This window comes from Rhodoblastus acidophilus, assembly GCF_900187365.1.
GTDB lineage: Bacteria > Pseudomonadota > Alphaproteobacteria > Rhizobiales > Beijerinckiaceae > Rhodoblastus > Rhodoblastus acidophilus.
This window is the reverse complement of record NZ_FYDG01000004.1, coordinates 339,800-348,697: the sequence shown is the minus strand read 5'-3', so window position 1 is coordinate 348,697 and position 8,898 is coordinate 339,800. Positions and strand designations below refer to the sequence as shown.

General features: G+C 62.6%; 19 protein-coding genes. All 19 read left to right on the top strand.

All coding sequences use genetic code 11. From position 1 onward, the window contains the following. Positions 1-132: EF-Tu C-terminal domain-related protein (locus CFB24_RS11650; protein ID WP_088520765.1), on the top strand; the 132-nt coding region annotated here is incomplete at its 5' end. 68 nt (positions 133-200) lie between these two features. Beyond that, positions 201-509, top strand: coding sequence for a 30S ribosomal protein S10 (rpsJ, locus tag CFB24_RS11645; protein WP_085773755.1), 309 nt, complete (start codon positions 201-203; stop codon positions 507-509). 142 nt (positions 510-651) lie between these two features. Then, entirely contained in the window at positions 652-1,377 is a 726-nt protein-coding gene (gene rplC, locus CFB24_RS11640) for a 50S ribosomal protein L3 (RefSeq protein ID WP_088520764.1), read from the top strand. Positions 1,378-1,380: 3 nt separating this feature from the next. Beyond that, on the top strand, positions 1,381-2,001 hold the full coding sequence (rplD, locus tag CFB24_RS11635; protein WP_088520763.1) for a 50S ribosomal protein L4: 621 nt from the start codon (positions 1,381-1,383) through the stop codon (positions 1,999-2,001). Beyond that, positions 1,998-2,297, top strand: a complete 300-nt coding sequence (locus tag CFB24_RS11630; protein WP_088520762.1) for a 50S ribosomal protein L23 — start codon at positions 1,998-2,000, stop codon at positions 2,295-2,297. Before rplD ends, CFB24_RS11630 begins: the two co-directional genes overlap by 4 nt. Before the next feature lie 21 nt (positions 2,298-2,318). Beyond that, entirely contained in the window at positions 2,319-3,158 is an 840-nt protein-coding gene (rplB, locus tag CFB24_RS11625; RefSeq protein ID WP_088520761.1) for a 50S ribosomal protein L2, read from the top strand. A gap of 5 nt (positions 3,159-3,163) precedes the next feature. Further along, positions 3,164-3,442, top strand: coding sequence for a 30S ribosomal protein S19 (gene rpsS, locus CFB24_RS11620; protein WP_088520760.1), 279 nt, complete (start codon positions 3,164-3,166; stop codon positions 3,440-3,442). Between the two features lies 1 nt (position 3,443). Continuing rightward, complete coding sequence (rplV, locus tag CFB24_RS11615) at positions 3,444-3,824, top strand: 50S ribosomal protein L22 (RefSeq protein ID WP_088520759.1); 381 nt, start codon at positions 3,444-3,446, stop codon at positions 3,822-3,824. Between the two features lie 10 nt (positions 3,825-3,834). Continuing rightward, positions 3,835-4,593, top strand: a complete 759-nt coding sequence (rpsC, locus tag CFB24_RS11610) for a 30S ribosomal protein S3 (RefSeq protein WP_088520758.1) — start codon at positions 3,835-3,837, stop codon at positions 4,591-4,593. 19 nt (positions 4,594-4,612) lie between these two features. Continuing rightward, the gene (gene rplP / locus CFB24_RS11605) at positions 4,613-5,026 is read left to right on the top strand and encodes a 50S ribosomal protein L16 (protein WP_088520757.1); all 414 of its coding nucleotides are present in this window, start codon (positions 4,613-4,615) and stop codon (positions 5,024-5,026) included. Between the two features lie 11 nt (positions 5,027-5,037). Then, complete coding sequence (gene rpmC / locus CFB24_RS11600) at positions 5,038-5,250, top strand: 50S ribosomal protein L29 (protein WP_088520756.1); 213 nt, start codon at positions 5,038-5,040, stop codon at positions 5,248-5,250. Between the two features lie 16 nt (positions 5,251-5,266). Then, positions 5,267-5,509, top strand: a complete 243-nt coding sequence (gene rpsQ / locus CFB24_RS11595; RefSeq protein WP_088520755.1) for a 30S ribosomal protein S17 — start codon at positions 5,267-5,269, stop codon at positions 5,507-5,509. 225 nt (positions 5,510-5,734) lie between these two features. After that, the gene (gene rplN, locus CFB24_RS11590; protein ID WP_088520754.1) at positions 5,735-6,103 is read left to right on the top strand and encodes a 50S ribosomal protein L14; all 369 of its coding nucleotides are present in this window, start codon (positions 5,735-5,737) and stop codon (positions 6,101-6,103) included. Next, positions 6,103-6,420, top strand: a complete 318-nt coding sequence (gene rplX, locus CFB24_RS11585) for a 50S ribosomal protein L24 (protein ID WP_088520753.1) — start codon at positions 6,103-6,105, stop codon at positions 6,418-6,420. The genes rplN and rplX overlap by 1 nt, the downstream gene beginning before the upstream one ends. Continuing rightward, positions 6,413-7,066, top strand: a complete 654-nt coding sequence (gene rplE / locus CFB24_RS11580; RefSeq protein WP_088520752.1) for a 50S ribosomal protein L5 — start codon at positions 6,413-6,415, stop codon at positions 7,064-7,066. Before rplX ends, rplE begins: the two co-directional genes overlap by 8 nt. Before the next feature lie 36 nt (positions 7,067-7,102). Then, positions 7,103-7,408: a 30S ribosomal protein S14 gene (gene rpsN, locus CFB24_RS11575; protein ID WP_088520751.1), complete on the top strand. Its 306-nt coding sequence runs from the start codon at positions 7,103-7,105 to the stop codon at positions 7,406-7,408. 10 nt (positions 7,409-7,418) lie between these two features. Further along, a complete protein-coding gene (rpsH, locus tag CFB24_RS11570) occupies positions 7,419-7,817 on the top strand; it encodes a 30S ribosomal protein S8 (protein ID WP_088520750.1) in 399 nt (132 codons plus the stop codon). Between the two features lie 17 nt (positions 7,818-7,834). Beyond that, positions 7,835-8,368, top strand: a complete 534-nt coding sequence (gene rplF, locus CFB24_RS11565) for a 50S ribosomal protein L6 (protein ID WP_088520749.1) — start codon at positions 7,835-7,837, stop codon at positions 8,366-8,368. 12 nt (positions 8,369-8,380) lie between these two features. Then, positions 8,381-8,737, top strand: coding sequence for a 50S ribosomal protein L18 (gene rplR / locus CFB24_RS11560; RefSeq protein ID WP_088520748.1), 357 nt, complete (start codon positions 8,381-8,383; stop codon positions 8,735-8,737). Positions 8,738-8,898: the final 161 nt, after the last annotated feature.

The window sequence follows — 8,898 nt, the reverse complement described above, 5'->3', positions numbered from 1 at the left end:
ATGCCGGGCGACAACATTTCGATGGACGTGTCGCTGATCGTTCCGATCGCGATGGAAGAGAAGCTGCGCTTCGCCATCCGTGAAGGCGGCCGCACCGTCGGCGCCGGCGTCGTCGCCCAAATCATCGAATAATTTTCGGCGGATTGCGTTAGGTGCGGGCTGCCCGTCAGCCCGCACTGATTCGCTCAGAGGATCAGAAAATGAACGGACAAAACATCCGGATCCGCCTCAAGGCGTTCGATCATCGGATTCTGGACACTTCGACGAAGGAAATCGTCTCCACCGCCAAGCGCACTGGCGCTCAGGTGCGTGGCCCGATTCCCCTTCCGACGCGGATCGAAAAGTTCACCGTGAACCGTTCGCCCCACGTGGACAAGAAGTCGCGCGAGCAATTTGAGATCCGTACGCACAAGCGGGTGCTTGACATTGTCGATCCGACCCCTCAAACGGTCGATGCGCTGATGAAACTCGACCTCGCCGCTGGCGTGGACGTCGAGATCAAGCTCTGAGTTCCCGCCTTCGGCGTGAACTTGAAAACCAAGCTCTCCTTTAGAGCGATAATGTGAGTCTGAGACGTCTTCATGACGTCTCGCGGCGCCTCTGCAGGTCCCCTAACGGGGACCTCGTACGCGCCCTTAAGGAAAGAGAAACATGCGGTCAGGCGTCATCGCACAGAAAGTCGGCATGACCCGCGTCTTCACGGACAGCGGGGAACATGTGCCGGTCACGGTCTTGAAACTCGACGGCGTTCAGGTCGTCGCCCAGCGCACCCTGGAGAAGAACGGCTACACCGCTCTTCAGCTCGGCATCGGCCGCGCGAAGGTGAAGAATGTCTCCAAGGCCGAGCGCGGCCGCTTCGCTCAGGCCAATGTGGAGCCGAAGCTGAAGCTCGCCGAGTTCCGCGTGGACGAGGACGCCCTGCTGCCGGTCGGCGCGGAAATCACCGCCGATCACTTCATCGTCGGCCAGTTCGTCGACGTCACCGGCACCACCACCGGTAAGGGCTTTGCCGGCCCGATGAAGCGCTGGAACTTTGGCGGTTTGCGCGCCACCCACGGCGTGTCCGTCTCCCACCGTTCGCACGGTTCGACCGGCGGTCGTCAGGACCCCGGCAAGACGTTTAAGAACAAGAAGATGGCCGGCCATATGGGCTGCGAGCGCGTGACGACGCAGAATCTGCGCGTCGTTTCGCTCGACGTGGAGCGCGGCCTGGTGCTGGTTGAAGGTTCCGTTCCCGGTCACGCCGGCAACTGGATCTTCATCCGCGACGCCGTCAAGAAGGCGCTGCCTGCCGAGGCTCCGAAGCCCGGCAAGTTCCGCATCGTGGAAGCCGCCGCGGCGGAAGCCGCTCCCGAAACCCCGGCTTCGGAGGCTTAATCGATGAAGTTCGACATCACCACTCTCGAAGGCGCCGCCAATGGCGCGCTCGACCTCGACGACGCCATCTTCGGCCTGGAGCCGCGCGAAGACCTGATCGCCCGCATGGTGCGCTATCAGCTCGCCAAGCGCCGCGCCGGCACCCATGCGGTCAAGAACCGCGCGGAGATCGCCCGCACCGGCAAGAAGATGTACAAGCAGAAGGGCACGGGTTCGGCCCGTCACGGCTCCGCCCGCGTGCCGCAGTTCCGTGGCGGCGGTCGCGCCTTCGGTCCGGTCGTGCGCTCGCACGCCCATGATCTTCCCAAGAAGGTCCGCGCCCTGGCGCTGAAGCACGCCCTGTCGGCCAAGGTCAAGGACGGCTCGCTCATCGTGATCGAGGCGGCCAACGCCGACGCGCCGAAGACCGCCGCGCTGAAGGCGAACTTCGCCAAGATCGGCCTCACCAACGCGCTGATCATCGACGGCGCCGAGCTGAACGCGAACTTCGCCCGCGCCGCGCGCAACATTCCCCAGATCGACGTGCTGCCGGTCCAGGGCATCAATGTGTACGACATTCTCCGCCGCGAGAAGCTGGTGCTGACCAAGGCGGCGATCGATGCGCTGGAGGCGCGATTCAAATGAGCAGCGTTGACCCGCGCCACTACGACGTCATCGTCGCTCCGGTGATCACCGAGAAAGCGACTATCGCGTCCGAACAGAACAAAGTGGTGTTCAAGGTTCGCATCGATGCGACCAAGCACCAGATCAAGGCCGCCGTCGAACGCCTGTTCGACGTGAAGGTCGAGGCCGTGAACACTTTGCTCCGCAAGGGCAAGAAGAAGGTCTTTAAGGGAATGCGCGGTGTGCGTTCCGACGTCAAGAACGCGGTGGTCACTCTGGCTGATGGCCAGAAGATCGACGTGACCACCGGGCTCTGAGCTGGATCGAGGTAGAGGCAAATGGCTCTTAAAACGTTCAAGCCGATCACGCCGAGCCTTCGTCAGCTCGTGATCGTCGACCGCAGCGAGCTCTACAAGGGCAAGCCGGTTAAGAAGCTGACCGAAGGACAGTCGTCCGCCGGCGGCCGTAACAACAATGGCCGCATCACCGTCCGCTTCCGCGGCGGCGGCCACAAGCAGGCTTATCGCCTGGTGGACTTCAAGCGTCGCAAGGAAGGCGCGGCCAAGGTCGAGCGGATCGAGTACGATCCGAACCGCACCTCGTTCATCGCCCTCATTTCCTATGAGGACGGCGAGCAGGCCTACATCATCGCGCCGCAGCGTTTGTCCGCCGGCGACACGGTGGTTGCGGGCCCGCAGGTCGACGTCAAGCCTGGCAACGCCATGCCGCTGGCGGCGATCCCGGTCGGCACCATCGTCCACAATGTCGAGCTGAAGATCGGCAAGGGCGGCGCCATCGCCCGCTCGGCCGGCTCCTACGCTCAGATCGTGGGTCGCGACCAGGGCTATGTCATCGTCCGCCTGAACTCCGGCGAGCAGCGTCTGGTCCATGGCCAGTGCTATGCGACGGTGGGCGCGGTGTCGAACCCGGACCACATGAACACCTCGATCGGCAAGGCCGGTCGCCAGCGTTGGTTGGGCCGTCGTCCGCATAACCGCGGCGTCGTCATGAACCCGGTCGATCACCCGCACGGCGGCGGCGAAGGCCGCACCTCGGGCGGCCGCCATCCGGTCACGCCGTGGGGCAAGCCGACCAAGGGCAAGAAGACCCGCTCCAACAAGTTCACCACCAAGTTCATTGTGACCTCGCGTCACAAGGCGAAGAAGAAGAAGGGCTGACCCTGATGTCGCGCTCGATCTGGAAAGGTCCGTTCGTAGACGGATACCTCCTGAAAAAGGCGGAAGTTGCTTCTTCCGCGAAACGCTCCGAAGTCATCAAGACCTGGAGCCGCCGTTCGACCATCCTGCCGCAGTTTGTCGGCCTGACCTTCGGCGTCTACAACGGCCACAAGCATGTGCCGGTGAACGTCACCGAAGACATGATCGGCCACAAGTTCGGCGAGTTCTCGCCGACCCGCACCTTCCACGGCCACGCCGCGGACAAGAAGGCGAAGAGGGGCTGACATGTCGCAGGAAAAGAACCCCCGCGCCCTCAAGGAAAATGAGGCGAAGGCCGTGATGCGCATGATCCGCGTCTCGCCGCAGAAGCTGAACCTGGTGGCTCAGCTGATTCGCGGCAAGAAGGTGGATCGCGCGCTGGCCGACCTGACCTTCTCCGAGAAGCGCATCGCCGTCGACGTGAAGAAGGCGCTGGAAAGCGCCATCGCCAACGCCGAGAACAACCACGATCTCGACGTGGACGATCTGGTCGTCGCCGAAGCCTATGTCGGCAAGGCGCTGGTCATGAAGCGTTTCCACGCCCGCGCCCGCGGTCGCGCGGGTCGCGTCGAGAAGCCGTTCGCGAATCTGACGATCATCGTCCGCGAAATTCAAGCGACGGCCTGAGGAGAGAACGATGGGACAGAAAGTCAATCCGATCGGCCTGCGCCTCGGCATCAACCGCACCTGGGACAGCCGCTGGTTCGCCAACAAGGGCGAATACGGCCGGTTGCTTCATGAGGATTTCGCCATCCGCGAAGCCCTGATGAAGGCGCTGAAGCAGGCGGCGGTTTCGAAGATCGTCATCGAGCGTCCGCACAAGAAGTGCCGCGTCACCGTTCATTCCGCCCGTCCGGGCGTGGTGATCGGCAAGAAGGGCGCCGACATCGACAAGGTGCGCAAGCTTGTCGCCAAGCTGACCACCAGCGAAGTTGCGATCAACATCGTCGAAGTTCGCAAGCCGGAAGTCGACGCCACCCTGGTGGCGGATTCGATCGCCCAGCAGCTCGAGCGCCGCGTCGCTTTCCGCCGCGCCATGAAGCGGGCCGTGCAGTCGGCCATGCGTCTGGGCGCCGAAGGCATCCGCATCAACTGCTCGGGCCGTCTCGGCGGCGCGGAAATCGCGCGCCTGGAATGGTATCGCGAAGGTCGCGTTCCGTTGCACACGCTGCGCGCCAATGTCGATTACGGCGTCGCCACCGCGCATACGGCTTACGGCACCTGCGGCATCAAGGTCTGGATCTTCAAGGGCGAAATCCTCGAGCACGATCCGATGGCCACCGAGCGTCACGCCAATGAGGCGGGCGGCCACGATCATCACGGCGAGCGTCGCGAGCGCCGCGACCGCGACGGCGAGCGTCGCGGTCCGCGCCAGCCGCGCGAACCTCGCGCCTGAACCTTTGTGAGTTTGACCCATGCTGCAACCCAAGCGCACACGATTCCGCAAGGCCTTCAAGGGCCGCATCAAGGGCGTCTCCAAAGGCGGCTTTGAACTGGCTTTCGGTCAATATGGCCTGAAGGCTCTCGAACCCGAGCGCATCACCGCCCGTCAGATCGAAGCGGCCCGCCGCGCGCTGACGCGTCATATGAAGCGCGCCGGCCGCGTGTGGATCCGGGTGTTCCCCGACCTGCCGGTCTCCAGCAAGCCTACCGAAGTCCGTATGGGTAAAGGTAAGGGCGCGCCGGAATTCTGGTGCGCGCGCGTCGCTCCGGGCCGCATCATGTTCGAGGTCGACGGCGTGCCGCAGACCCTCGCGCGTGAAGCTTTCGCCCTTGCCGCGGCCAAGCTGCCGATCAAGACGCGCTTCATCGAACGCATCGCCGAGTAAAGGAGGGCAGGATGTCCAAGCAAGATAGCCGCCTGAACGACCTCAAGGCGATGACTGATGACCAACTGGCTGACGAATTGCTCAAGCTGAAGAAAGAGCAGTTCAACCTGCGCTTCCAGAAGGCGACGAATCAGCTCGAGAACACGTCGCGCGTCCGCGTCGTCCGCCGCGACGTCGCCCGCGTGAAAACCCTGGCCGCGCAAAAGCGCGACCAGGCCAAGTAATAGGGGCGAAACCAATATGCCGAAGCGCATTCTCCAGGGCGTTGTCGTCTCCGACAAGCAGGAAAAGACTGTAGTGGTTAAGGTGGAGCGCCGCTTCACCCATCCGCTGCTCAAGAAGACCGTCCGCCGCACCAAGCACTATCACGCGCATGACGAGGCGGGCGCCTACAAGGTGGGGGACTCGGTGTTCATCGAGGAGACCCGGCCGATTTCGAAGCTCAAGTGCTGGATCGTTCTGCCGAACGAAAACAAGGCTTGATTTTTTCGGAAAAATGAACGAGGAAGCGCTTCTGCTTCCTCAACTCAAAGCACTGCGCCGGGTCACGGTCGCTCCCATAGGGGAAACCGGTCGTGAGCTTCCGGCGCATTGATTTGAGGGAAACAAACCTCCGCGCAAGCGGATCGCGGCTTTTGCCGTAACCCAGGCGTAGTCCGGCCGGGAGACCCCGCGTCGGAAACCGATCTGACAGAAAGGCTCGTAGCCATGATTCAGATGCAGACCGCCCTCGACGTGGCCGATAATTCGGGCGCGCGTCGTGTGATGTGCATCAAGGTGCTTGGAGGCTCCAAGCGCAAGTATGCAGGCGTTGGCGATATTATCGTTGTTTCGGTCAAGGAAGCGATTCCGCGCGGCCGTGTGAAAAAGGGCGACGTGATGAAGGCGGTGGTCGTTCGCACCGCCAAGGACATCAAGCGCGCCGACGGCTCGGTGATTCGTTTCGACAGCAATGCGGCCGTTCTGATCAACAATCAGAAAGAGCCGGTGGGCACCCGCATCTTCGGACCGGTGCCGCGCGAATTGCGCGCCAAGAATCACATGAAGATCATCTCTCTCGCTCCTGAGGTGTTGTAATGGCCGCCAAGATCAAGAAAGGCGACAAGGTCGTCGTGATCGCCGGCCGCGACAAGGGCCGCAAGGGTGAAGTCACGCTGGTTCTTCCCAAGGAAGGCCGCGCCGTGGTGTCTGGCGTCAATACGGTGAAGCGTCACCAGAAGCAGACCCAGGGCCAGGAAGGCGGCATCATCACCAAGGAAGCCCCGATCCAGCTGTCGAACATCGCGATCGCCGATCCCAAGGACGGCGCTGCGACTCGCGTCGGCTTCAAGATTCTCGAGGACGGCCGCAAGGTCCGTTTCGCCAAGCGTTCGGGAGAACTGATCGATGGCTGAGGCCAAATCCCCCAAGAAGGGCGCCGACAAGGCCGCCGAGAAGAAGTCCAAGGGCTCCGAGAATGTCGCCGCCGCCGGCGCCGTGTCCGCTATTCCCGAGGGCTATGTCGCGCGCTTGCGCAAGCACTACGATGAAGTCGTGCGCGCCAAGATGATCGAAGAGTTCGGTTACAAGAATCCGAACGAAGTGCCGGTCATCGAGAAGATCGTGCTGAACATGGGCGTGGGCGACGCCGTCAACGACACCAAGAAGGTGACGCTGGCCGCTGGCGATCTGGCGCTCATCGCCGGTCAAAAGCCGGTGATCACCCGCGCGCGCAAGGCGATCTCGACCTTCAAGGTGCGCGAGAACATGCCGATCGGCGCCAAGGTGACTTTGCGCAAGACCCGCATGTACGAATTCCTGGACCGCTTCATCACGGTCGCGCTGCCGCGCGTTCGAGATTTCCGCGGCCTGAATCCGAAGTCGTTCGACGGCCGCGGCAACTACGCCATGGGCATCAAGGAGCACATCGTGTTCCCGGAAATCGATTACGACAAGGTCGATACGGTTCTGGGTATGGACGTGATCGTCTGCACCACGGCCAAGACCGACGACGAAGCCCGCGCTCTCCTGCGCGCCTTCAACTTCCCGTTCCGGCAGTGAGCCGCAAGGCTCAGACGCGGAGACCAGAGGTAACTCATGGCTAAGAAAAGCGCTATCAACAACAACAAGAAGCGCGCAAAGCTCGCCGCCGACAAGGCCGGCAAGCGCGCGCGTCTCCGGGCGATCGCCAAGGATCGCTCCTTGACCGTGGAAGAGCGTTTCGAAGCGACTCTCAAGCTCGCTGAAGTGCCGCGCAACTCCTGCATCAATCGCGTGCGTAACCGCTGCGAAGTGACGGGTCGTCCGCGCGCCTATAACCGCAAGCTGAAAATGTCGCGTATCGCTCTGCGCGAATTGGGCTCCAAGGGTTTGATCCCGGGCCTGGTCAAGTCGAGCTGGTAAGGAGACCGTCATGGCGATCAACGATCCTGTGGGCGATCTGCTCACCCGCATCCGCAATGCGCAGATGCGTCGCAAGTCCTCCGTCTCGACGCCGGGCTCCCGCCTGCGCGCCCACGTCCTCGACGTGCTCAAGGACGAAGGTTTTATCCGCGGTTATTCCGTGACCGAGTACGGCAACGGCCGCACCGATTTCGAGATCGAGCTCAAGTATTTTGACGGCGCTCCGGTCATCCGGGAAATTACGCGCGTGTCAAAGCCGGGCCGTCGCGTCTATGCCGCCGTCGACAAGCTTCCGCGCGTCGCCAACGGCCTGGGCATCGCCATCATTTCGACCCCGAAGGGCGTCCTCGCGGATCATGCCGCGCGCGAAGCCAATGTCGGCGGCGAAGTCCTCGCCACCGTCTTCTGAGCCGAGAGGAGAATCAAATGTCTCGTATCGGTAAGAAGCCCGTTGTGGTTCCGGCCGGCGTCACCGCCAAGGTTGAGGGTCAGACTGTCAGCGTCAAGGGCGCCAAGGGCGAACTGTCCTTTGTCGTTCATGACGATGTGCATGTCGAAATGAAGCCGGAAGGCATCAAGGTCGATCCGCGTCACGAAACCAAGCGCGCCCGCGCTTTGTGGGGCACCGCCCGCTCCCAGATCAACAATCTGGTCGTCGGCGTCACCAAGGGTTTCGAGAAGAAGCTGGAAATCACCGGCGTCGGCTACAAAGCCGCTGTCGCTGGCAAGAACCTCCAGCTGTCGCTCGGCTACAGCCACGACATCAACTATCCGATTCCGGCTGGCGTCACCATCGCTTGCCCGAAGCCGACCGAAATCACCATCGCCGGGATCAACAAGCAGCAGATCGGTCAGATCGCCGCGGAGATCCGCGAGTACCGCGGCCCCGAACCCTACAAGGGCAAGGGCGTCAAGTACGAAGGCGAATTTATCTTCCGCAAGGAAGGCAAGAAGAAGTAAGGACCGCGTATCATGGCTAACGATACCACCGATCGCCGCAAGGCGCGCGTCCGCCGCACGCTTCGCGCCCGCGCTTACGGCAAGCCCCGTCTGTCCGTGTTCCGCTCCTCGAAGCAGATCTACGCTCAGATCATCGACGACGAGAAGGGCGCGACCCTCGCCGCCGCGTCTTCCATCGAGAAGACGCAGCGCGAAGGCCTCAAGACCGGGGCTGACGTCGACGCCGCCAAGGCGATCGGCAAGCTGGTCGCTGAGCGCGCTCTCGCCGCCGGCGTCACCGAGGTCGTGTTCGATCGCGGCGCGTATATGTACCACGGTCGCGTCAAGGCGCTGGCCGACGGCGCGCGCGAAGGCGGCCTGAAGTTCTGATCGCCCGCGCAACGCGCAAGCGTTGTCGCGTGTGGTTTGAAGTTTCAAACCGATCCCGGAACGCGAAATTCGCGCTCCGGGATTGACGTTTGTGAGAAGCTCCCGTATCGGGAGCGACCCAGCGAGCGGAGGTCGAACCGGACTCTCCGCGCAAGTGACGG

What these genes read in the sequence shown, in the direction of transcription:
- rplN (WP_088520754.1), top strand. Translation starts at nt 5,735, where the DNA reads ATGATTCAGATGCAGACCGCCCTCGACGTGGCCGATAATTCGGGCGCG.
- rpsH (WP_088520750.1), top strand. Translation starts at nt 7,419, where the DNA reads ATGGCGATCAACGATCCTGTGGGCGATCTGCTCACCCGCATCCGCAAT.
- rplV (WP_088520759.1), top strand. Translation starts at nt 3,444, where the DNA reads ATGTCGCAGGAAAAGAACCCCCGCGCCCTCAAGGAAAATGAGGCGAAG.
- rplE (WP_088520752.1), top strand. Translation starts at nt 6,413, where the DNA reads ATGGCTGAGGCCAAATCCCCCAAGAAGGGCGCCGACAAGGCCGCCGAG.
- rpsC (WP_088520758.1), top strand. Translation starts at nt 3,835, where the DNA reads ATGGGACAGAAAGTCAATCCGATCGGCCTGCGCCTCGGCATCAACCGC.
- rpsQ (WP_088520755.1), top strand. Translation starts at nt 5,267, where the DNA reads ATGCCGAAGCGCATTCTCCAGGGCGTTGTCGTCTCCGACAAGCAGGAA.
- rplD (WP_088520763.1), top strand. Translation starts at nt 1,381, where the DNA reads ATGAAGTTCGACATCACCACTCTCGAAGGCGCCGCCAATGGCGCGCTC.
- rplB (WP_088520761.1), top strand. Translation starts at nt 2,319, where the DNA reads ATGGCTCTTAAAACGTTCAAGCCGATCACGCCGAGCCTTCGTCAGCTC.
- CFB24_RS11630 (WP_088520762.1), top strand. Translation starts at nt 1,998, where the DNA reads ATGAGCAGCGTTGACCCGCGCCACTACGACGTCATCGTCGCTCCGGTG.
- rplP (WP_088520757.1), top strand. Translation starts at nt 4,613, where the DNA reads ATGCTGCAACCCAAGCGCACACGATTCCGCAAGGCCTTCAAGGGCCGC.
- rplF (WP_088520749.1), top strand. Translation starts at nt 7,835, where the DNA reads ATGTCTCGTATCGGTAAGAAGCCCGTTGTGGTTCCGGCCGGCGTCACC.
- rplR (WP_088520748.1), top strand. Translation starts at nt 8,381, where the DNA reads ATGGCTAACGATACCACCGATCGCCGCAAGGCGCGCGTCCGCCGCACG.
- rpsJ (WP_085773755.1), top strand. Translation starts at nt 201, where the DNA reads ATGAACGGACAAAACATCCGGATCCGCCTCAAGGCGTTCGATCATCGG.
- rpsS (WP_088520760.1), top strand. Translation starts at nt 3,164, where the DNA reads ATGTCGCGCTCGATCTGGAAAGGTCCGTTCGTAGACGGATACCTCCTG.
- rpsN (WP_088520751.1), top strand. Translation starts at nt 7,103, where the DNA reads ATGGCTAAGAAAAGCGCTATCAACAACAACAAGAAGCGCGCAAAGCTC.
- rpmC (WP_088520756.1), top strand. Translation starts at nt 5,038, where the DNA reads ATGTCCAAGCAAGATAGCCGCCTGAACGACCTCAAGGCGATGACTGAT.
- rplX (WP_088520753.1), top strand. Translation starts at nt 6,103, where the DNA reads ATGGCCGCCAAGATCAAGAAAGGCGACAAGGTCGTCGTGATCGCCGGC.
- rplC (WP_088520764.1), top strand. Translation starts at nt 652, where the DNA reads ATGCGGTCAGGCGTCATCGCACAGAAAGTCGGCATGACCCGCGTCTTC.